Annotated in this window: 24 protein-coding genes; 11 read left to right on the top strand and 13 right to left on the bottom strand. The window is 72.2% G+C overall.

The genetic code is table 11. The features are described from left to right. Nucleotides 1-22 precede the first annotated feature (22 nt). Both OG992_RS07465 and OG992_RS07470 read left to right on the top strand, forming a co-directional pair. On the top strand, nucleotides 23-463 hold the full coding sequence (locus tag OG992_RS07465; protein WP_266302783.1) for a VOC family protein: 441 nt from the start codon (nucleotides 23-25) through the stop codon (nucleotides 461-463). Nucleotides 464-507: 44 nt separating this feature from the next. Further along, a complete protein-coding gene (locus OG992_RS07470; protein ID WP_266302784.1) occupies nucleotides 508-1,008 on the top strand; it encodes a DinB family protein in 501 nt (166 codons plus the stop codon). A 43-nt stretch (nucleotides 1,009-1,051) separates the two neighbouring features. Here the strand turns inward: OG992_RS07470 and OG992_RS07475 are convergent, their stop codons facing one another. The 6 genes from OG992_RS07475 to OG992_RS07500 form a co-directional block, all read right to left on the bottom strand. Further along, a complete protein-coding gene (locus OG992_RS07475) occupies nucleotides 1,052-1,693 on the bottom strand; it encodes a histidine phosphatase family protein (RefSeq protein ID WP_238684886.1) in 642 nt (213 codons plus the stop codon). A gap of 33 nt (nucleotides 1,694-1,726) precedes the next feature. Continuing rightward, entirely contained in the window at nucleotides 1,727-3,184 is a 1,458-nt protein-coding gene (locus OG992_RS07480; RefSeq protein ID WP_266302785.1) for a serine/threonine-protein kinase, read from the bottom strand. Nucleotides 3,185-3,282: 98 nt separating this feature from the next. Then, complete coding sequence (locus tag OG992_RS07485) at nucleotides 3,283-3,486, bottom strand: hypothetical protein (protein WP_238684888.1); 204 nt, start codon at nucleotides 3,484-3,486, stop codon at nucleotides 3,283-3,285. A 2-nt stretch (nucleotides 3,487-3,488) separates the two neighbouring features. Further along, a complete protein-coding gene (locus OG992_RS07490) occupies nucleotides 3,489-4,532 on the bottom strand; it encodes a substrate-binding domain-containing protein (protein ID WP_266302786.1) in 1,044 nt (347 codons plus the stop codon). A 200-nt stretch (nucleotides 4,533-4,732) separates the two neighbouring features. After that, nucleotides 4,733-5,620, bottom strand: a complete 888-nt coding sequence (locus OG992_RS07495) for a helix-turn-helix transcriptional regulator (RefSeq protein ID WP_238684890.1) — start codon at nucleotides 5,618-5,620, stop codon at nucleotides 4,733-4,735. A gap of 142 nt (nucleotides 5,621-5,762) precedes the next feature. After that, nucleotides 5,763-6,002: a DUF397 domain-containing protein gene (locus OG992_RS07500; protein WP_091406718.1), complete on the bottom strand. Its 240-nt coding sequence runs from the start codon at nucleotides 6,000-6,002 to the stop codon at nucleotides 5,763-5,765. A 264-nt stretch (nucleotides 6,003-6,266) separates the two neighbouring features. On the opposite strand from OG992_RS07500, the gene OG992_RS07505 reads away from it, so the two are divergent. Then, a complete protein-coding gene (locus OG992_RS07505; RefSeq protein ID WP_238684891.1) occupies nucleotides 6,267-6,917 on the top strand; it encodes a GGDEF domain-containing protein in 651 nt (216 codons plus the stop codon). Nucleotides 6,918-6,927: 10 nt separating this feature from the next. Here OG992_RS07505 and OG992_RS07510 read toward each other — a convergent pair whose 3' ends face one another. Next, a complete protein-coding gene (locus OG992_RS07510; RefSeq protein WP_266302787.1) occupies nucleotides 6,928-8,004 on the bottom strand; it encodes a phosphotransferase enzyme family protein in 1,077 nt (358 codons plus the stop codon). Between the two features lie 114 nt (nucleotides 8,005-8,118). On the opposite strand from OG992_RS07510, the gene OG992_RS07515 reads away from it, so the two are divergent. Beyond that, nucleotides 8,119-8,763 (top strand): flavodoxin family protein, encoded by a 645-nt coding sequence (locus tag OG992_RS07515; protein ID WP_266302788.1) that lies wholly within the window; start codon nucleotides 8,119-8,121, stop codon nucleotides 8,761-8,763. A 61-nt stretch (nucleotides 8,764-8,824) separates the two neighbouring features. Here OG992_RS07515 and OG992_RS07520 read toward each other — a convergent pair whose 3' ends face one another. After that, nucleotides 8,825-9,316 (bottom strand): type II toxin-antitoxin system PemK/MazF family toxin, encoded by a 492-nt coding sequence (locus tag OG992_RS07520; protein ID WP_030336385.1) that lies wholly within the window; start codon nucleotides 9,314-9,316, stop codon nucleotides 8,825-8,827. 50 nt (nucleotides 9,317-9,366) lie between these two features. Here OG992_RS07520 and OG992_RS07525 point away from each other — a divergent pair, with 50 nt between their 5' ends. Genes OG992_RS07525 through OG992_RS07535 form a run of 3 tightly spaced genes read left to right on the top strand, consistent with a single transcriptional unit; the run spans nucleotide 9,367 to nucleotide 12,082 of the window. After that, nucleotides 9,367-9,882, top strand: coding sequence for an NUDIX hydrolase (locus OG992_RS07525; protein WP_266302789.1), 516 nt, complete (start codon nucleotides 9,367-9,369; stop codon nucleotides 9,880-9,882). 26 nt (nucleotides 9,883-9,908) lie between these two features. Next, complete coding sequence (locus OG992_RS07530; RefSeq protein ID WP_266302790.1) at nucleotides 9,909-11,147, top strand: hypothetical protein; 1,239 nt, start codon at nucleotides 9,909-9,911, stop codon at nucleotides 11,145-11,147. Next, nucleotides 11,144-12,082 carry a phosphotransferase family protein gene (locus OG992_RS07535; protein ID WP_266302791.1) on the top strand — a complete coding sequence of 313 codons (939 nt, stop codon included), beginning with the start codon at nucleotides 11,144-11,146 and terminating at the stop codon, nucleotides 12,080-12,082. Before OG992_RS07530 ends, OG992_RS07535 begins: the two co-directional genes overlap by 4 nt. Before the next feature lie 15 nt (nucleotides 12,083-12,097). Here the strand turns inward: OG992_RS07535 and OG992_RS07540 are convergent, their stop codons facing one another. The 5 genes from OG992_RS07540 to OG992_RS07560 form a co-directional block, all read right to left on the bottom strand. After that, the gene (locus OG992_RS07540; protein WP_266302792.1) at nucleotides 12,098-12,601 is read right to left on the bottom strand and encodes a DUF2267 domain-containing protein; all 504 of its coding nucleotides are present in this window, start codon (nucleotides 12,599-12,601) and stop codon (nucleotides 12,098-12,100) included. A 40-nt stretch (nucleotides 12,602-12,641) separates the two neighbouring features. Continuing rightward, nucleotides 12,642-13,040: an NUDIX domain-containing protein gene (locus OG992_RS07545; RefSeq protein ID WP_266302793.1), complete on the bottom strand. Its 399-nt coding sequence runs from the start codon at nucleotides 13,038-13,040 to the stop codon at nucleotides 12,642-12,644. Between the two features lie 53 nt (nucleotides 13,041-13,093). Next, the gene (locus OG992_RS07550; protein ID WP_266305172.1) at nucleotides 13,094-14,380 is read right to left on the bottom strand and encodes a hypothetical protein; all 1,287 of its coding nucleotides are present in this window, start codon (nucleotides 14,378-14,380) and stop codon (nucleotides 13,094-13,096) included. Nucleotides 14,381-14,544: 164 nt separating this feature from the next. Then, nucleotides 14,545-15,366 carry a sugar phosphate isomerase/epimerase family protein gene (locus OG992_RS07555; protein WP_112589707.1) on the bottom strand — a complete coding sequence of 274 codons (822 nt, stop codon included), beginning with the start codon at nucleotides 15,364-15,366 and terminating at the stop codon, nucleotides 14,545-14,547. Beyond that, nucleotides 15,363-16,403 carry a zinc-binding alcohol dehydrogenase gene (locus tag OG992_RS07560; protein WP_266302794.1) on the bottom strand — a complete coding sequence of 347 codons (1,041 nt, stop codon included), beginning with the start codon at nucleotides 16,401-16,403 and terminating at the stop codon, nucleotides 15,363-15,365. The genes OG992_RS07555 and OG992_RS07560 overlap by 4 nt, the downstream gene beginning before the upstream one ends. Nucleotides 16,404-16,518: 115 nt before the next feature. Here OG992_RS07560 and OG992_RS07565 point away from each other — a divergent pair, with 115 nt between their 5' ends. From OG992_RS07565 to OG992_RS07580, 4 genes are read left to right on the top strand one after another with little or no spacing between them, the layout of a single operon-like run. After that, complete coding sequence (locus OG992_RS07565; protein ID WP_266302795.1) at nucleotides 16,519-17,913, top strand: ABC transporter substrate-binding protein; 1,395 nt, start codon at nucleotides 16,519-16,521, stop codon at nucleotides 17,911-17,913. Beyond that, nucleotides 17,910-18,866: a carbohydrate ABC transporter permease gene (locus OG992_RS07570; protein WP_266302796.1), complete on the top strand. Its 957-nt coding sequence runs from the start codon at nucleotides 17,910-17,912 to the stop codon at nucleotides 18,864-18,866. Before OG992_RS07565 ends, OG992_RS07570 begins: the two co-directional genes overlap by 4 nt. Then, nucleotides 18,866-19,732, top strand: a complete 867-nt coding sequence (locus tag OG992_RS07575; protein WP_238684902.1) for a carbohydrate ABC transporter permease — start codon at nucleotides 18,866-18,868, stop codon at nucleotides 19,730-19,732. The genes OG992_RS07570 and OG992_RS07575 overlap by 1 nt, the downstream gene beginning before the upstream one ends. 54 nt (nucleotides 19,733-19,786) lie before the next feature. Continuing rightward, entirely contained in the window at nucleotides 19,787-20,392 is a 606-nt protein-coding gene (locus OG992_RS07580) for a bifunctional 2-polyprenyl-6-hydroxyphenol methylase/3-demethylubiquinol 3-O-methyltransferase UbiG (RefSeq protein ID WP_266302797.1), read from the top strand. The last annotated feature ends 50 nt before the right edge of the window (nucleotides 20,393-20,442 follow it).

The raw sequence follows: 20,442 nt of genomic DNA on the forward strand, positions 1-20,442 counted from the left end.
ACGTCTCGGGCAGGATCGGCCCATGAGCACCGTCCCCTCCCGACTGTCAGTGGTCACACTGGGAGCGCGCGATGTCGCCGCGCTGCGGTCGTTCTATCGGTCGTTGGGGTGGCCCGAGCTTCCGGCCAGTGACGACGGCTGGTCGGGCTTCCTGCTCGGTGGTGTGCTGTTGGCGCTCTACCCGCTGGCGGAGTTGGCCGCCGAGGCGGCGCCGGGAGTACCAGCGCCGGCCGGTGGCTGGTCGGGGGTCACGCTGGCCTGCAACGTCGACAGCCGCGACGAGGTCGACACGGCGTTCGGAGCCGCCGTCGCGGCAGGCGCGACGGTCGTGGCGGAGCCGACCGACCGGTCCTGGGGTGGGCGCTCCGGCTACATCGCCGACCCGGAGGGCAACCGCTGGGAGATCGCCTGGGCGGGCACCGCCCGCTTCGACGAGCGCGGTGCTCTTCTCTCCTTCGGCTGAGTGTGCTGTTTGCGCAGCGGCGATGACCTTGAAATGCTTCCGGGATGACCTCCTTTCCTCCGACCTTCGCCGATGATGTGGTCGGCCAGTCGGCCCAGGCGCAGTTCGAGGCGTTCATCGACGAGCACCGCAGGGCGCTCAACGGCTACCTGGACGGGCTGACCGAGGAGCAGGCGCGCCGGTCGTTGGTGCCGTCCCGGACGACGCTGCTGGGTCTGGTGAAGCACGCCGCGTTCGTGGAGAAGGTCTGGTTCGACGAGGCCGTCACCTGTCGACCCCGCTCGGAGATCGGCATCCCCGCCACGCCGGACGAGTCGTTCATCCTCGACGACGCCGACACGATCGCCACCGTCCAGCGCGCGCACCGGGAAGCCTGCGAAGCCTCCCGCCGCGCCACGTCCAGCCTGGGCCTCGACGACCTGCTTCGCGGCAACCGGCGCGGCCCGCTGCCGCTGCGCTGGGTCTACCTGCACGTGCTGCGCGAGTTCGCCCAGCACTGCGGGCACGCGGAGATCCTGCGCGAGCAGATCCTGGCCGCCGACTAGCGCCACCGCATGCCCAAGCTGGTCGCGCGCGGTGCGGCCCGGATCATCCCCTGGCCCACCCGCCGGTGTCGGCGAAGCGGCGCAGCGTCCAGCGGGCCGGCGGCCAACCGCCGGGGTCGTGGTCGGTGGTCCATTCGGTGATCGAGGCCGGTGGCACGTCCAGGTCGAACGCCCGGAAGACCGGCTGCGCGGCGAGCGCGTGGAACGCGCCCTCGACGGTCTCGCTGTGGCCGACCAGGACCACTGTGGAGCCCCGGTGCCGGTGGGCGATCTCCATGATCGCGCGGCTGACGCGGACCACCAGCTCGGCCCAGCTCTCGTTGCCCTCCTCGAAGGGTCGGAACACACCGCCGCCCGCCACCGCGTGGTCGGTGCGGAAGAGGGCGGTCGGCAGGCCGTCGGCGTACGGGGGTGTGTGCCAGGTGCAGAGACCACAGTCGGCCACTGGCCGGACGCCGAACGCCGCACCGATCGGTTGCGCGGTCTCGACGGCCCTGCGCAGCACGGACGAGTAGACCGCCACCGGCCCGTCGACGGCGACCTCGCCGGTGAGCCGGTTGGCCAGGTCGTGTGCCTGCTCGTGGCCGAGGGCGGTGAGGCCCCGACAGCCACGTGGCCCACCGATGATTCCTTCGAGCTGGTGGACCGACTCGCCGTGTCGCACGAAGATCAGACGTGTCCGCATCGGGACATCATGCCAGCGGTATCGACGGCAGTATCAGTCGTCCGTACGGCTGGTGGAGAAGGCGTCGGCCCGGCTGAGCAAAGCGTCCAGTTTCGCGCCCGTCTGCGCTGGTAGACGGTCCCGCCGCACCAGCTCGGCGATGTGGTCCCGTAGGTCGCCGACGCGCTTGGCGCGGTCCCTGGTGCGGCGGTTGAGGTCGGCCAGGTCGTCACGCAGATCTTCGGCGGTCTTCGGGTCGACGTCACCGCGGGCGACAGCGGTGGCGAGGACGGCGGCGAACTCGCTGCTCACCTCCCGGAAGCTGACCGGTAGCTGCTGCCCGATGGTCGGGGGCGCGGTGCTGGCGGTGGGGCGTGTTGGCGACGGTGCGGCCGGCGTCGGCGAGTGTGTCGTGGGCGCGGGAGCCGGGGCGGAGGTCGACGGCGCGGCCGCGATCTCGGCCGGGTCGGGTGTGCCCGGGTTGCCGAGCGGATTCTCCACGAACAGGACGCCGACGCCGATCAGCACGGCCAGCACGGCCGCGGCGAGCACGGCGAGAGGCCGACGCGACCGGCGTCGGGCCGGTGCGGCGGGTGCCGGGACGGGGCGGGCCACCATCGACCGGTCGATCAGGGTGGGCGGGTGGGCGGCCGGTCGGATGCGCAGCAGCTCGGTGGGTGGCTCGACCGGCTGACCGGCACCGAAGCGGCGGGCCAGGTGCGCGGCGCTCGGCCGGTCGGCCGGGTTGGCGGCCAGGCTGGCGACGGTCAGCTCGGCGATGTCGGCGGGAAGGCCGGGCACCCGCAGCGGCGGCACCGGGGTACCGCGCCGGTGCACTTCCAGCGCGTCCTCCCAGCTCTGCACGGGCAGTGGCGCCCGCCCGGTGAGGGTGCGGTAGAGCAGTGCGCCGAGGGCGTACACGTCGCTCGCCGGGTCGGGCGGGCCGGCGGTCAGCCGTTCCGGGGCGAAGTAGGCGGGGGTACCCATCAGGGGTTCGCCGGACTGGCTGTCGAGGCCGCCGAGCGCGGCAATGCCGAAGTCGAGCACCTTGGCGCCGGTGTCGGTGAGCATGACATTGCCGGGCTTGACGTCGCGGTGCACGACGCCGATGCGGTGCGCGGCGGCCAGCGCGGCGGCGATTTGCCCTGCCACCCGGACCGCCTCCGGCCAGGGCAGGGGCCCGGTCCGCAGCCGGTCGGCCAGGTTGTGACCGTCGACGAGTTCCATCACCAGGTACGGGACCACGACGCCGCCGGCCAGGGTCGCCTCGGCGTAGTCGTACACCTGGGTCACGTGTGGGTGGGTCAGCCGGGCGGCCGCACGGGCCTCGCGTTGGATGGTGGCCCGCAGCTGTGGGTCGGTGGCGAACTGCCCGGCGAGCACCTTGATCGCGACCGGCCGCCCGAGCACCTCGTCGTCGCCCCGCCACACCTCGGACATGCCACCGAGACCGATCCGCTCGTGCAGTACGTAGCGGTCGTGGAGGCGGAGAGTGGGCGTGAGCGGCGACATGGCTTCACCAGTCTGCCTGGCAACACCGCCGTCGACCACTCTGCGTGCCCGGACCCACACTGTTCGTCCCGTGCGTACCGGAATGGGATTGGTGCGGGTCAGGAGCAGCGCGGGGTGGCGGGCAGCGGTCGTGGCTGGATGCGGTCGGCGAGCCGGCGCAGGGCGAGGGCGGTGGCCTGCCGGGTCGGGGCGAGCAGGGCCCGGCGGGGGTGTTCGACCTGGACCGGAGCGTCCGGTCGGGCCGAGTTGACGTGCCGGTTCATGGCGTCGAGCGCGGTGATGTATCCGGTGGGAAGTTCCATGGTCAACTCCTCGGGACAGGTCCGGTGGAGCCCCGGACAATGAGTGCGGTGGGCAGCAGTACGTGACCGGCCGCGACGTCCGCGGGCGGGTCGAGCAGCAGTTCGGCGGCGATCCGGCCCTTCTCCTCGGCCGGTTGCCGGACGGTGGTCAGATTGGCCGCGGCGGCCTCGGGGACGTCGTCGAAGCCGGTCACCGAGACGGTTGGACGATCATGGGCCGGCCGTGCGGCCAGGGCGTCCAGCACACCGAGCGCGAGGACGTCGGAGCCGGCCAGCACGGCGGTCGGCGGCGTGGGTTGGTCGAACAGCCCGGCGATGGCCGCGGCTGCCGCCGGGCGACTGTTGCCGGGGACGTTGACCAGCGTCAGCTCGGCCCAGCCGACGCCGACCTCGGCGAAGGCGTCGGCGAACCCGCTGAGCCGACCTCGGGTGGTCGGATGCGGCACCTGGTCGACCCCGGTCACTGTGAGCGGGCCGGCCGGCGCGTCGGGCAGCACGGAGTCGGCGAGCAGCGCCACCCGACGGTGCCCGAGCCCTGCGACGTGCGCGGCGGCGCTGCGTGCGGCGGCCCGCTCGTCGATGCCGACGAACCGTTCGTCGTCGCTGGCGTCGTCGCGGGCGGCCGTGCTGACGAACGGCAGCCCGCGTTGGCGAATCACGTCCAACGCCCAGTCCTCGTCGGCGACGCAGTAGACGCAGAACCCGTCGACGGCGGCGTTCTCCACCGCCTGTCGGGCGTCGGTCACCGCCGGGGGCAGCGGCACCAGCAGCATGCTGGTGCCGTGCCGCTCGGCCGCCGCGCCGACGCCGGCCAGGAAGCGGACCGCGAACGGGTCGGTGAAGGCGTACGACAGTTGCGAGGTGAACAGCACCCCGATCGACCCGACGAAACCTCGGCGCAGGGAGCGCGCGGTGGGGTTGGGGCCGGGGTACCCGAGTTGCCGGGCGGCGTCCAGGATTCGCTCGCGCAGGGCGGCGGAGAGCTGGTCGGGGCGGCTGTAGGCGTTGGACACGGTGCTGCGCGAGACACCGACGGCGTCGGCCACGGCTTGCAGTGTTGGCTTCACCGGCACCTCTCTGCATCGATCCAGTCTGTATCGATACAGAGACTAGCTCGGCCGGTCGGCGTCGGTCAATACGTGCGCTGAGAGTCTTCCGCTGAGGGCTCGAGCGGTCAGGGCAGGCGGGCTGACTCCGGCCCACTGTCCACGGTCGTTGACCAGGCCAGGGCCGTCGCGGTCGGCAGTCAGGCCGGGTAGAGGTCGTCCAGCAAGTCGCCGAGGATCTCCGCCGTACGCTCCGGCGGCTCGGCCTCGACGCAGAGCCGCTCCATGGCCACCGCGTAGTAATCCAGATCGTCGCGCTTGTCCAGGTAGATGGCGCTGGTGAGCTGTTCGATGTAGACGATGTCCGGAAGCTCCTGGTCGCCGAAGCGCAGGATGGTGAAGGCGCCGCCAGCGGCGGCGTGGCCACCAGCGGCGAACGGGATGACCTGCAACCGGATGTGGGGCGACTTGGTCGCCTCGATGAGCGCGGTGAGCTGACCGCGCATGACCTCGGCGCCACCGATGGGCCGGCGCAGGGCCGCCTCGTCCACCACGGCCCAGAGCTGCGGCGGGTTCTGCCGGTGGAGCAACTGCTGACGCTGCATCCGCAGCGCGACACGTCTGTCGATCTCGCCCGGACCGGCCGCGCCGTGCCCGAGCAGCACGACCGCCCGGGCGTACTCCCGGGTCTGCAGGAGGCCGGGCACGAACTGCACCTCGTAGCTGCGGATCAGCGCGGCGGCCGCTTCCAGGCCCAGGTACGACTGGAACCAGGAGGGCAGCACGTCGCCGTAGCGGTGCCACCAGCCGGGGCTGTTGGCGTCCCGCGCGAGCTTGAGCAGCGCGTCACGCTCGTGGTCCTCGGTGACGCCGTAGAGGGTCAGTAGGTCGGCGACGTCGCGCTCCTTGAAGCCGACCCGGCCCAGCTCCATTCGACTGATCTTGGATTCGGAGGAGCGGATCTCCCAGCCGGCGCCCTCCCGGGTCACCCCGCTGGACTCCCGAAGGCGGCGCAGTTGGGCGCCGAGCAGCATGCGCAGCACGGTCGGCCCGGTTGTCGGGCCACCCTCGGCGGGAACCATCGTCACGTGCGGACCTCCGGACACCGACCCACGACGGCCGGGCGCCCCGGCCCGGCCGACGTGTAAGCATGCCATGGACCGACAGTGAGGTGAACTCCTCCGCGCCGGTGAATAAGTCCCGTCGCCGGGACGACCCACCCCCGGACGGTCAGTTGATCAGGTGGTCGAAATCTCCGTCCCGCGCACCGAGAACGAAGGCGGCGATCTCATCCACCGTGTAGATCAGCGCCGGCCCTTCCGGGTGTCGTGAGTTGCGGACCGCGATGCCCGCTCCCTCGGGCAGTTCGGCCAGTTCGACGCAGTTGCCGCTGGGGTTGCTGCGGCGACTCTTCTGCCAGCTCAGCGGAGGCAACTGGTGGATCGGTACGCCATTGGGTGGCTGCTGCATGGGGGCGTCTTTCTGTTACGAGCCCGCCGGTGGCCGTGGGAGGAGCGGTGACGGCGAGGAGGTGCGGTATCGACATTGGACGGTTCTGCACGTGCATCTGCTATTGCATCTGCATCCGACGGCGAGCATGATAACGCACATGATCGGTGCCCATCCGTTCACTTTGTGTTACCCCCACACGGGCAACGATCAGGCAAAACTGGGCCCGACGCGGCGTGCCGCGTCAACCGAAGGCTGGAGGCGGTCGCGGCGATGGGAGGGTTCGTGCCGGATCCGATGAGTGTCGCCTCCGGCGTCTGCGCGGCGGGCGCGCTGCTCTCCTCCTGGCAACTACGCCGGCGGGCGGTGCGCGCCGAGGCCGAGATCGGTCACCTCCAGGCAGAGCTTGCCGCCGAACGGCACGCCGCCAGTCACGACCCGCTCACCGGGCTGCCCAATCGACGCGCCTTCTACCGTCTGGCAGCCGCCCTGCTCACCGACGCCGCCGGCCAGCCGCTGATCGCCGTGGTGCTCGACCTGGACGACTTCAAGCAGATCAACGACCGGTACGGGCACGCCGCCGGCGACCAGGTGCTGATCAGCGTTGCCGAACGCCTCGCCGGCTTCGCCGGGGACAACCTCGTGGCGCGCCTCGGCGGCGACGAGTTCGCCGGGCTGCTCTCCAGCCCCACCGTCGACCGGCGCTGGATCGAGCACTCCACCCGCCGGCTCAGCGAGACCGTCGCCGCGCCGATCCGGCTGAGCGGGTGCAGCGTCCGGGTCACCGCGTCCGTCGGGCTCGCCCCGGTGAGCGGCCCGGCCCAGCTCACCGACGCGCTCAGCCGCGCCGACGCGGCCATGTACCAGGCGAAGAGCCTCGGTGGCACCCGATCGCCCCGCCAACTGGTCGACAGCGCGTTCCTCGGCGAGCGCTGACCGTTCAGCCCTATTCCGCGTGGTGGCCGCCCTGAACGGACGCCGGGCCCGCGACGCGCCGCCGGTCGAGACCGCGCAGTGCCGCATCGGCGAGGGTGACCAGACCCACCGGTGACAGCAGCCCTCGCACGATCCGCGCCGCCCGATCCCGGTCGGCCGCCTCGGCGTCGAGGTCCAACGCCTGGCGGGTCCAGTCGCTGAGGTCGTCCAGCGCGCGGACCGCGAGGAACCAGGCCAGGCGCACCAGGTCGACGTCGGTCCTGCCGTAGCCGGCGAGCACTGCCTGCTGCTGCTCGGCAGTGATCGGCGCGAAGGCGAGCACCCCGCCAAGGACGAACATGAGGTCGCACTCGGGCGGGGCGAGCACCGCGTCATCCCAGTCGATCAGCCAGACCCGCCCGTCCGCGCCGAGCAGCAGGTTGCCCAGGTGCGGGTCGCCGTGGCAAACGACGTTCGCGCCGGGCCGGTCACGCTGGTCGACGGCACGGTGCTCGACCTCGCGGATCAGCACCCCCAGCCGGTCGGCCGCCGCGGACCACACCCCCGCCAGCTCCATCACCAGCGGGTCCGCGAGGTCGACCGGGTCCGGGTCGCGCAGCCGCGCGGCCATCGCGCGGGTTGCGGTCACGATCGAGGGGTACGCGGCGCCGCCCGCCGGTAGCAGCCGGCTCAGGTCGTCGGTCACCGGCACCTCGTGCACGGCGGCCAGCACCTCGCCGTACGCGCGCCAGTGCGCGCCGGTCATCGGGCCGTCGAGCGCTCGCCGGTCGGAGACCCATGGGACCACCGAGAGGCGGCGGCCGTCGTTGTCGATCGACAGCCGTCCGTCGTCGGCCCGCAGCGGCGCGGCGATGCCCGGCACCCCCTGTTCGGCCAGGTACGCCGTCACGACCAGGCCGGCCGAGGTGCCGCCACCGCTCAGCTTGACCGCGTACCGAGAGCCGTCGGCGTCCCGAGCGAGCCACAGTCGGGCGTGCTGGTCCGCCCCGGAGGTGACCGGCTCCATCGTGGACAGGCGCAGGCCGAAGCCCGCCCGTACCTGTTCGGCCACCTGCCGTGCGACGTCCTGCACCATGCGGAACACCATGCCAGCGCTCCGGCCACCGACCCAGCGGTTTTGCCGGCCGCCGGGGCGTTCTGAGACGTCCTATCCGGGTATGGGAAACCAGTACCCGAATCATGACCGCCGAGAGGAACCGACGTGGCGACCATCAGCGCCCTCGTACTCAACTGCACCCTCAAGCCGTCGCCTGCGCCGTCGAGCGCCGATCAGCTCGGTCGGGAAGTGCTCGCCGAGTTGGCAGTGCAGGGCGTGGAGGGCGAGATGATCCGGGTCGTCGATCACGACGTGCGTTTCGGGGTGTCCACGGACGAGGGCGACGGCGACGGTTGGCCGGCGATCCGCGACAAGCTGATGGCAGCCCAGGTGCTCATCATCGCCACGCCGATCTGGCTCGGCCAACCCTCCAGCGTCTGCAAGATGGTCCTCGAACGCCTCGACGCCGAACTCTCCGAGACCGACGCCGAGGGCCGACTCCTCACCTACGGCAAGGTGGCCGGTGTCGCCGTTGTCGGCAACGAGGACGGTGCCCACCACACCATCGGCGAGGTGCAGCAGGCGCTCAACGAGGTCGGGTTCACCATCGCCGCCCCCGCCGCGACCTACTGGGTCGGGGAGGCACTGCAGACCGTGGACTACCGCGACGCCGGCCCCAAGCCCGACACCACCGGCCGCACCACGAAGGCCCTGGCGCTCAACACCGCACACCTGGCCCGACTCCTCGCCGACCAGCCGTACCCGCCGCCGGACACGAAGGGTGCCGCGGTCGGGCCGGGCCGCGAATAGATCTCGCCGCCAGGTGCCTCACTGTGGGGCTACCCCACTGCCGGGGTTGCTCGCCGCGCGGTCAGCGCCAGCCGTAGCCGGCGCGCAACGCCTGCCCGACGCGGTCGAAGCGGGGCCGGTCCAACACGGCGCCCTCCCGGCGGATGCTGTCCTCGCGCATGGTGAGCACCCGGTCCAGCCGGACCCAGCTCGGCCGGTTGTCGCGGTCCCACTCACCCGGCCCGAGCGCGAACCAGTGCCGCTGCCCGTCCCGCTCGCTCTGGCTGGACAGCATCAGCCCGAACAGGGTCCGGCTGTGCCGCCCGACGACCAGCACCGGCCGGTCCTTGCCCTGGCGGGGGTCGTCCTCGTACGGCACCCACGTCCAGACGATCTCGCCCGGGTCGGCCTGACCGTCCCGCTCCGGAGCGTAGGTCAGCTCCCGACGCTGCAGGGCGCTCACCTGACGGCGGCGGGCCACCTGCGCGGGCGCCGGCCCGGTACGCCGGGGCGACGGGATCACCGCACCGACCCGGGAGATACGCGCCGCGACATTCCTCAACAGACCAGCCACGGCGGGCAGCCTACCCGCCGCCGAAGAGGGCGGTACGACAGACTGGCTCCATGAACGAGCTGCCCCGTGACCTGCCGATCCTGGAGCGACGCGCGGTGCGGGTGGTGGTCACCGACGGCGCCGACCGGGTGTTGCTGTTTCACACCCGCGACCCGGACCACGCCCGGCTGGGCACCTGGTGGGAGCTGCCGGGCGGGGGCATGGATCCCGGTGAGACCTATCGCGACACGGCGGTGCGGGAGCTGCGGGAGGAGACCGGCATCGTGATCACCGCCGACGAGGTTGGTGCGCCGAACTGGCGGCGGCGGGCGAGCTTCCTGCACCGCCAGTTGCGGCACGTCCAGGACGAGGTTGTCGTCGCCGTACGGCTGGCCGGCCCCGGCCCGGACGTGGACGAGGCGCACCGGCTCGACTACGAGCGGGAGGACTACTTCGGCTTCCGCTGGTGGCCGTTGCCGGCGGTGGTCGCCAGTCGGGAACGGTTCTATCCCGGGCAGCTCCCCCGGCTGATCACCCCGTTCCTCGCCGGCGCGGAGATCGACGAGCCGTTCGAGCTGTGGTCATGAGCGGGGCCGGCGGGCAGAGTGGGGACATGAGGACCGATCTGCACGGGCCGCTCTCCGCGTACGCCGCGCGGCTGCACGCCACGGCCGGCGACGGACACCACGTCGCCTCCCCGCTCGGTGCCTGGCTGCTGCTCGCTGTCACTGCCACCACGGCCGACAGCGATCCGGCCGTAGCGGACAGAGCCGCCGCGAAGCTGGCGCAGGCGCTGGGCACCGACCTGCCGAGCGCGGCCGAGGTGGCCCGAACACTGTTGGAGGCGCCGCACCCGCTGGTCGGGTCCGCCACCGCGCTCTGGCACCGAACGGGGCAGGGCGACGGCGGGCCGGCGGCGTGGCGGGCCGCGCTGCCCAGCACGACCGAGGTCGGCGCACTGCCCGATCAGGCCGGGTTGGACGCCTGGGCGCGCGAGCACAGCCTCGGCCTGATCGAGACGTTCCCCCTGGAGGTCGATTGGGACGTGGTGTTCATCCTGGCCAGCGCGTTGGCCACCCGGGTGTCCTGGGCGAACCCGTTCGACGTCGCCGACGCACGCGCGCTCGGCGCCAACAGCCCGTGGGCCGGCCAACTACGGCGGGCACTACGCAGCCCGAGCCATGGCCACCACTGCGCCATCGTGTCCACAGCGCGGGCCGGTGACGTGATCGTGCACGCCGCACCCGCCGAGACGACCGACGGCGCGGGGCTGGTCGTCCTCTCGGTGGCCGCCGCGCCGCAGGTGCCACCGGCCGAGGTGCTGGCCACTGCGTACGACCTGAGCGCCGGCGCGGCCGACGGCGCGCCACCGGAGGGCAGTCGCGCGCTGTTCGACCTGCCGCTCGGCGAGACTCCGCTGTGGACGCTGACCGAGGAACGGGTACACACCTGGGCGCGCGACGGCCGCGAAGAGCGGCACACCGCCGTCCTGCCCTGCTGGTCCGCTCGGAACGACCATGACCTGACCGCCCCGGCGCTCGGCTTCGCCGCCGCGGTGGACACGCTCGCGACGGCGCTGGCGCTGCCGGTGGAGCGCTTCGAGGCATGGCAGACGGCGGTGGCCCGGTTCGACAGGTACGGCTTCGAGGCGGCGGCGGTGACCGGCATGGCCGGGATCACCAGCATGCCGCCGGAGGGCGTGGCCCGCACCGCCGAGCTGCGCTTCGGCCACCCGTACGCGGTGGTGGCCGTCGCCACCGACGCCGGGGCCGACGGCGTCACCGGCCCGTGGCACGGGGTGCCGGTCTTCTCCGCCTGGGTCGCCGAGCCCGAGGAGGTGTCCGAGGCGTGAGTCACCTCGCGGAGGACCAGGTGGCCGCTGTGCTCCGGCAGTGGATCGGCACGACCACCCCGAAGCTGCTGGGCGAGGGCATGGAGGGCGCGGTTTTCGAGGTCGACGACTCGCGGGTGGCGAAGATCTGGTTCGCCGGTTCGGCCGAGTCGTCCCGACGGGCGGCAGCGTTCCACGACGCACTGGCCGCGCAGCCGCTGCCGTTCCAGGTGCCGCGGATCACGCAGGTGGAATCGGTGGGAGGCCGAGTCGTCACCATCGAGCGGCGGCTGACCGGCACGACAGTGGCCGCCGCGCTCGCGGCCGGCGCGGTGTCCCGCGAGGCCGCGTACACGATCGTTGTCGACATCGTGGCCGCGCTCGCGGCCGGCGGTGGTCTCCCGGCGGCCCGTGAGCTGGCCGTCCTGGGCGAGGTTGCCCCGCTGTTCAACACCGGGGAGGGCTTTCCGGTCGCCCTCGCGCGCCTCGCCGAACGCCGGGTCGAGCGTTTCCGACAGGTGCTGAGCGGGGCCGTCGCCGACTTCGACCGGAAAGCCGCGGCGCTCACCAGCCGTCTGGTCGAGGTGGACAGTGGCCGGCGGGCGGTGCTGCACGGTGACCTGATTCCGGGGAACATCCTGGTCGACGCCTCGGGTCGACCGAGCGCGGTGCTGGACTGGGGCTTTTTGACCACCGAGGGTGACCCGGCGTTCGACGCGGCGGTCACCGCCGCGATCTTCGACATGTACGGGCCTGAGGCGGCGCAAATCGAACGCGACCTCCTCGACCGGATCGAGGCGCGGTTGGGCTACGACCGCGGGGCGCTGCTCGTCTACCGGGCCGCCTACTCGCTGATCACGGCGAACGCCTACGACCCGACGGGTCAGGACGGCCACTTCGCCTGGTGCGTGGCGGCCCTCAACCGGGCCGACGTCACCAGGGCCCTCCTGGGCTGACCCCGCCGGGCCGGGTCAGAACCCGCCGTCGCGCGGCAGTCGCGCCACCATCTCCCGGAACTCCCGCACCGTCATCGCCGTTCGCAACGTGGCGAAGACGGCGCCCGTTCCGGCCCGGGCGGTGGCCGGGTCCACCCCGGCACGCTGTTCCACCCGACGAAGGAACTCCGTCGGGCCGGCCTCCATCGGGGTCGCGCCGGCACCGCCGACCTCCAGGCCCACCCCGCTGGTCAACCCATCGGCGCCAGCATCCGGGCCGAGGGCCCCGGCCGGAAGGGCCGTCGCGGCCGTATCCGAGGCAGCAGCGGGGGCCCCGGCCGGATCCGGGGCCGGGCCACTCAGGTAGCCGTCGACCTCGTTCGGAAGGTGCCCGACGAGGTCGCCGGGCGCGTCGCCGGTCACCCGCTCGGCCAACGTCTGGAGCACGGCGCGGGCGAGCACGGCGGCCTCCTCGGCCGGCAGGCCGGACCGTTGGGACACCGCGTCGATGAAGTACGGGAACCCGTCGCCGTCGGTCACGCTCGGCCGGTTACCCCTGGCCGGCCGCGACAAACTGCTGCTAGGTGAGCAGACCCTCGGCCCGCAGGTGGTCGAAGATGATCTGGTCGACCGGCGAGGTGCGGTGTCGGTCCGCGTACCCGAGCCAGGCCATCTCGGCGATCTCGCTGGCCGGCCGCAGCTCTCCCCGATAGTCGGCCCGGTAGCAGGTCATCCGCACGGTGATGCCGGTCGAGTGGCCGTGCGCCTGCGCGGTGAAGGTGCCCAGGTGCACGGCGCCGGGCACGTCGACCTCGACGCTCAACTCCTCGTCGATCTCCCGACGCAGGGTCTGCAGGTCGGTTTCGCCCGACTCGCGCTTTCCGCCCGGCAGGTACCAGACGTCCTTGCCCACCGACCGGGTGCTCAGCACCCGACCGTCCTCGACGAGGATCCAGGCCACCTTGTCGATCTCGCGCACGATGCTCCTTTTGCCGCCGCCGGGATCGGGGACGCTACCACCCGGCAGCGCGCTCAGTCGGCGAGCAGGTCGAGCAGCAGCGCGGCGGTCCAGCTGAACGCCGGTGAGCCCAGCCCGGCGCCGGTGTCCGGGTGGAAGTACTCGTGGCAGCCTGCGCCGGCGACCAGACCGATCATCGAGCGACCCAGCCCGGCGGCCAGTTCCGGGTGCCCGTGCTCGATCAGCCCACGCCGGACGAGCCAGCCGATGTTGAGCCAGCTCGGCCCACGCCAGTAACGCAGCGGCTCGAAGTCGGGCGCGGTGCGGTCGTAGGTGGGCAGCGGCCGGTCCATCCGACGGGCCACCCCGAAGCGCGCCGACCGGGCCTCGACGACCAGCGCGTCGGCCTGCCGGGTCGGCAGGTCGGGCAGGATCAGGGGGGTCAGCCCGAGCACGGTACGGGCGCTCACCAGGCGGTCGGTGCGCAGGTCACGGGGCTGGAACGTGCCGGTGTCCGGGTCGTACAACCGGCGCAGCAGGGCTTCGGTGACCCGGGCCGCGCGGGCCCGGTGCGGCCCGGGATCGTCGCCGACGAGCGCGGCGATCTCGGCGAGGGCGTGTTCGGCGGCCCCGAACGCCGCGTTGAACAGCGGGCACTCCACCAGGAACGGGTGCCCGGCGGCCAGGTCGCGGTCGGAGTAGCAGTGCTCGCGGTAGGCGGCGACGATCGCCAGGTAACGCGCGTAGTCCAGGTCCGTGGGGCGGTGCGCGGCGTCGGCGTGCCTGGTGTCGTGCCGACGGTACGCTCGCATGACTGCCGCCTCGGCCGGCACCGCGGCCATCGGCTCGTCCCAGGCCGGGCTGTTGTCCAATCCGGACTCCCACGGGTGCACGATGCAGACCAGCCCGTCACCGGCCACGTCCCGCCGGTCGGCCAGGTAGCGCTGTTGGGCGACCAGCGCGGGATAGAGCCGGCGCAGCGCGGCCAGGCCGGTGGGATCGGGCGCCCGCCGGTACGCCAGCAGCGCGGCGAGCGCGTGCACCGGCGGCTGGACCAGGCCGGAGGTGGCCACCGTCGGTGCTCCCGGCACGTCGGCCGATCGCCACATCTCCGGCCCCGGGAAGTACGCGCCGACCCGCAGTGCCGGGTTGAACACGATGTGCGGCACGCGGCCGTCGGCCCACTGCGCCCGGAACAGGCTGGCCAGCTCGCGCCAGGCGCGGTCGGGGCGGACCTGGGCCAACCCGATCGCGATGAACGCGGAGTCCCAGCTCCACTGATGCGGGTACAGCGTGCGCGAGGGCACTGTGTGGTCGTGCTCCCAGTTGGCGTCGAGCGTGTCGACAGCGAGCCGGCGCAGCCCGGCCGCGTCGGCCGGGCCACCCGTGCCGGCGGCGTCGGCGCGCGTCGCTCCGGCGTCGGCGGGCTCGCCGACGTTAATCGGCTCGGCGTCGGCGGAAGCGCCGACGTCGATCGGCTCGGCGTCGGCGGAAGCGCCGACGCTGGTCAGCCTCGCGTCGGCGGTCACGCGGCGGCCCGCCGGGGCAGTGCGTGCCGCAGCACCGTGGCGGCCTGTTGCAGGGCCCGGACCGGGTCGCCGCGCAGCCGGCACTCCAGGGCCAGCCAGCCCCGGTAGTCCAGCTCCAGCAGGGTACGCACCAGCGCCGGCCAGTCCAGGTGCCCGGCGCCGGGCTGGTACCGGTTGGAGTCGCTGACCTGGACGTGCCCGAGGTACGGCGCGGCGGCGCGCAGCGCGCGGTGCACGTCGTCCTCCTCGATGTTCATGTGGAAGGTGTCGGCGACCACCCGGACCGACGGAAGTCCGAGCGCGGCGCAGAGCGCCACCGCCTCGTCGAGACGGTTGACCATGTGGTCCTCGTACCGGTTGAGGGGTTCCAGGAAGAGGGTGACCCCCTCGGCCCGGGCGTGTTCGCCCAGCTCGCCGAGGGCGTCGAGGAGCACCTGCCGGTCGCCGTCGGGGGCCCGGGGCGGCTCGAACGGCGGCAGTCGTCGGGAGAACATCCCCCAGGCGGCCGGGGTCATCACCCCGACGCCACCCAGCTCGGCGATCACCGAGAGCTGGGAGCGCAGGTTGCGGACGGCGTCGGCGGACCGGGCCGGGTCGAAGTCGCCGATGAAGTGGTCCATCTCGACGCAGACGGTGGGCATCACCACCCCGGCGGCGCGGGCCCGGCGCAGCTCGGGCAGCCGGCGGGCGAACGCCAGGTCGCCGCGGCCGCGTAGTTCGATGCCCTGGTAGCCGAGGGCGGCCGCGAGCGCGTACTTCTGGATCAGGTTGGTGCCCGGCAGGAGTTGTTCCTGACAGGCCAGCGCGATGGTGGTCATGAGAACCTCAGCACGACTTGGAGGACGTCACCGGCGCCGCGGTCGAGCAGCGCGAGGGCGTCGGCGACCGCGCTGGCGTCGACGATGTGGCTGACCAGCGGCAGCGGGTCGACGCTGCGGTCGGCCACCAGGTCCATGAAGGTCTGCGCGACCCGGTCTCCGGTCCACCGGCCGGCCATGCTCGGCGCGGGGGTGGGCCCGGAGACCTGGGCGGCCACCAACTGGATGCGGTTGTGGTGGAACTCCTCGCCGAGGCCGAGCGCGTCGGCCTGGCCCTGGTAGAAACCGGCGGCCACGACCCGGCCGGCGTGGGCGGTGGAGCGGATCGCCTCGTGCAGCGCCGGGTACGCGCCGGACAACTCCAGGCAGACGTCGGCCCCCCGGCCGTCGGTGGCCTGGCGCAACACGGCGGCGGCGGAGGTGACAGTGGCGTTCACAGTGGAGTGTGCGCCGTATCGGGCGGCGTGCTCCAGCCGGTCGGGGACCGGGTCGACGGCCACCACCCGGGCCCCGGAGAGCACCGCGAGCCGGGTGGCGAGCAGCCCGATGACCCCCTGGCCGAAGACGCCGACCCAGTCGCCGAGGTGCAGGTCGCCGGCGAGCACGGCGGTCAGCGCGATGGCGCCGGGGCGGGCGAAGACCGCGGCGAGCGGATCCAGCCCGGTGGGGAGCGCCCGGACCGCGTCGGCGGCGAGCACGGCCTCGGCCCGGTGCCCCCAGATGCCCCAGACGAGCTGCCCCGGATGTCGGTCGGTGACCTCCGAGGCGACCTCGATGATTTCCCCGACCTCTTCGTAGCCGAAGCCGATCAACGGGTAGGGCACCGGCGTCTGTCGGGGGACGAACATCCGGGCGGCGTCGTCCCAGTCCTTGCTGAGCCGGGGATTGCTGCCCCGGTAGAGGGTCAGCTCGGTGCCGGCGGAGATGCCCGAGTAACAGGTGCGGACTCGGACCTGGCCGGGGCCGAGCGGATCCGGCGGGCAGGGCTCGAGGCTGATGCGTCGAGGCCCGGCGAGAGAGACCACCCAGTTGCCCATGTGTCACATCCCGGTAGCACTGGGCTCCAGGATAGCAAAAAATCGCGATATGTCTTGCTATTGATCAATCGAAGGTGTTGGATCCTTCATGTACCCTTCGAGAGGAGTGCCACCGATGTCAGCACCTCCGAGGCGGATACTCGCCACCACCCTGATCCTGGCACTGACCACGTCCACCCTGCTGGCCTGCGGCGACGACGAACCCGACAGCAACAGCAAGAAGATCACCGTGTGGAGCCTGGAGGACGTCGCCGACCGGGTCACCGCCACCAAGGCGATCATCGCCGACTTCACCGCCAAGACCGGGATCCAGGTCGATCTCGTGACCGTCAACGAGGACCAGTTCCCCTCATTGATCGCCGCCAACGCCGCCGCCGGCGACCTGCCCGACGTGGTCGGTTCGGTCTCCCTCGCCGGCATCCGTACGCTCGCCGGCAACGAGCTGCTGCACGCCTCGGCGAACGCGGAGGTCGTCGACAAGCTGGGCAAGCAGACGTTCTCTCCCCGAGCGCTGGAGCTCACCTCCGACGACGGCAAACAGCTCTCCGTGCCCAGCGACGGCTGGGGGCAGCTGCTCGTCTACCGCAAGGACCTGTTCGCCGCGGCCGGCCTGCCCGCCCCCGACACGTATGAGCGGATCACCGCCGCCGCGGCCCGACTGAACACCGGCGGGGTCGCCGGCATCACCGCGGCGACCGCCCCCAGCGACGTGTTCACCCAACAGACCTTCGAGCACCTGGCGCTGGCCAACGGCTGTCAGCTCACCGACGACTCGGGGAAGGTGACACTGGATTCGCCCCAGTGCGTCGAGGCGTTCCGCTTCTACGGTGACCTGATCCGCACCAGCTCGGTCAAGGGCGCCCAGGACGTGGACACCACCCGGGCCACCTACTTCGCGGGCAAGGCGGCCATGGTCATCTGGTCGCCGTTCATCCTCGACGAGCTGGCCGGACTGCGCAACGACGCCAAGCCGACCTGCCCCCAATGCCAGGCGGACCCGGCGTTCCTCGCGAAGAACAGCGGGTTCGTCACCGCGATCAAGGGCCCCAACGGCACCGAGCCGGCCCAGTACGGCGAGATCAGCTCGTGGGCGGTTCTCGACGGCGCGGTGACCGACCCGGCGAAGTCCTTCGTGGAGTACATGCTCGGTGACGGCTACCCGCGCTGGTTCGGCATGTCCCCGGAGGGCCGCTTCCCGGTGCGCAAGGGCACCCCCGCCGAGCCGGAGGCGTACCTGACCGCCTGGAACACCAGCCAGGCGGGCGTGGACGCGAAGAAGCCCCTCACCGATGTGTACGGCGACGAGGTGCTGGCCACGCTGCGCCGCAGCCCGGACACCTTCGGGCGCTGGGGCCTCAGCCAGGGGCAGGGCAAACTCGTCGGCGCCATGCTCGGCGAGTTGCCGGTGCCCAAGGTGCTGGGCGACCTCGTCTCCGGCAAGTCCGACGCGGCGGCCACCGCCAACCGCGCCACGAAGGACGTGGACGCCATCAAGGCGGGCGTCAATTGACCACCACCGCGCCCGGCCCCGGCCGCTCCCCCACCCGGGAGCGGCCGGCACCACCCCGGCGCCGACCACTGACCCTGCGCCGCCGCGAATCCCGGGCCGGGCTCGCGCTGGTCGCACCGACCCTGCTCGTCACCATCGCGGTCATCGGCATCCCGATCGTGTGGACGGTGGTGCTCGCCTTCCAGCGGGTCCGGCTGGCCACGCTGCGCAAGACCGGTCTGTTCGGCGAGTTCACCATGGACAACATCGACCGGGTGCTGAACACACCCGGCTTCGCCGAGACGCTGTGGGTCACGCTGATCTACAGCATCGGCGGCACCGTCGGGTCGATACTGCTCGGCCTGGTGGCCGCACTGGTCGTCCGCCGGCCGTTCCGGGGTCGCACCCTGGTCCGGGCGTCCATGCTGCTGCCGTACGTGGCACCGGTGGTCGCCGTGACGTTCGTCTGGCAGGTGATGCTCGACCCACAGCTCGGCATCGTCAACGCGTGGGGTCAACGCCTGCTCGGCTGGGACGCGCCGGTGCCGTTCCTCACCCAGGAGTCGACTGCGCTGGCCACGGTGATCGTCTTCGAGGCGTGGCGGTACTTCCCGTTCGCGTTCCTGTTCCTGCTGGCCCGGCTCCAGGCGGTGCCCGGCGAGTTGGAGGAGGCCGCCCGGGTCGACGGCGCCACCCCCACCCAACGGTTCCGGCACATCCTGCTGCCGCAACTGCTGCCGGTGATCGCCCTGCTGGGCGTGCTGCGCTTCATCATGACGTTCAACAAGTTCGACGACGTCTACCTGCTCACCGGCGGTGCGGCCGGCACCGAGGTGGTCAGCGTGCGGGTGTACGAGTTCCTCACCGCCCGTACCGACATCGGGGCCGCGGCCGCCCAGGCGGTCGTGCTGGCCGTGGTGCTCATCGTGTTCGTGCTGATCTATCTGCGCTTCTTCGGACGGAGGGTGGGTTGATGGACCGGGACGTGGTCGAGACGGTGAGCCTGCGTTGGCTGCGCCGCCTGGTGATCGCCGTGTTCCTGGTGATCACGGTCTTCCCCTTCTACTACATGCTGGTGCTCTCGGTGCGCCCCATCGAGCGGCTGCTGCTGGACCCCGGGGCGCTGGTGGTCGGCTTCGGTGAGCTGACCGTTGCCACGTACGCCGAGGTGCTCAAGGCCACCGACGACGGCGGCCAGGGTTTCCTCACCTTCATCCGCAACAGCGGGCTGGTCGCCGTCGCGGCGACAGTGCTCACTCTCCTGGTCGCGATCCCTGGCGCCTACGCGGTGGCCCGGCTGCGGTTCTTCGGCCGGAGGCAGGTGGACTTCCTGTTCCTGGCGGTCTACCTGTTCCCGTCGATCGTCATCGCGATCCCGTTGTTCGTGGTCTTCACCCGGGCCGGGCTGCGCGGCTCGCTGTTCGGTCTGGTGCTGGTCTACATCTCGCAGACGTTGCCGGTGTCGGTCTACATGCTGAAGAACTACTTCGAGACCATCCCGGTCAGTCTGGAGGAGTCCGCCGCCATCGACGGCGCCGGCCGGCTCGGCATCATCCGCCGTGTCAGCCTGCCCCTGGCGATGCCGTCGATCATGGCGGTCGCGCTCTACGACTTCATGATCGCCTGGAACGAGTTCCTCTTCGCCCTGCTGTTCCTGGTCGACAAACCCGACCGGTGGACGGTGTCACTGGGGTTGTCCCTGCTCGCCGACGGGGTGGAGGTCCCCAAGACCGTGCTGATGGCCGGGTCGGTAGTGCTCACCCTGCCCATCGTGATCCTCTTCTTCGCCAGCGAACGGCTGCTCACCGAGGGACTGACCAGCGGCGCGGAGAAGGGATGATGGTCTCGTCCGGGTCGCCCGCCCGGGCCCCACCGGCCCGGATACGGTGGCCTCATGGCCAACCCGACCCGCTGGGCTACCGACACCGGTCCCGAGCACTCACAGTGGTATATCGACCGGTTCCGCAAGCTCGTGGCCGAGGGTGCGGACCTGGCCGGCGAGGCCCGACTGGTGGACGCCCTCGTCGCGCCCGGCTCCCGCATTCTCGACGCCGGCAGCGGCACCGGCCGCGTCGGTGCCGCGCTGGCCGATCGGGGGCACACGGTGGTCGGGGTGGACGCCGATCCCGCGCTGGTGGATGCCGCCCGCGCCGACTATCCCGGCCCGACGTGGCTGGTCGCCGACCTCGCCGAGCTGGATCTACCGGCGCTGGGTGAGGCCGAGCCGTTCGACGCGGCAGTGCTGGCCGGCAACGTGCTCGCCTTCGTCGCCGTCGGCACCGAACCGGAGGTGCTGCGCCGGGTGGCAGCGCACCTGCGACCCGACGGCGTGCTGACAGTGGGCTTCGGCACCGAGCGCGGCTACCCGCTGACCGCGTTCGACGCCGACGCGGTCGCCGCCGGGCTGCGCGTGGAGCAGCGCTTCGCCACCTGGGACCTGCGCCCGTGGCGCGACGACGCCCCGTTCGCGGTCACCGTCCTGCGCCGCCCGGCAGACTGACCACCGTCCGCCTCCCGGCGCCTCCCGGCGCCTCCCGGCGCCTCCCGGTG

Source organism: Micromonospora sp. NBC_00362 (assembly GCF_026342155.1).
In the GTDB taxonomy this organism is placed as follows: domain Bacteria; phylum Actinomycetota; class Actinomycetes; order Mycobacteriales; family Micromonosporaceae; genus Micromonospora; species Micromonospora hortensis.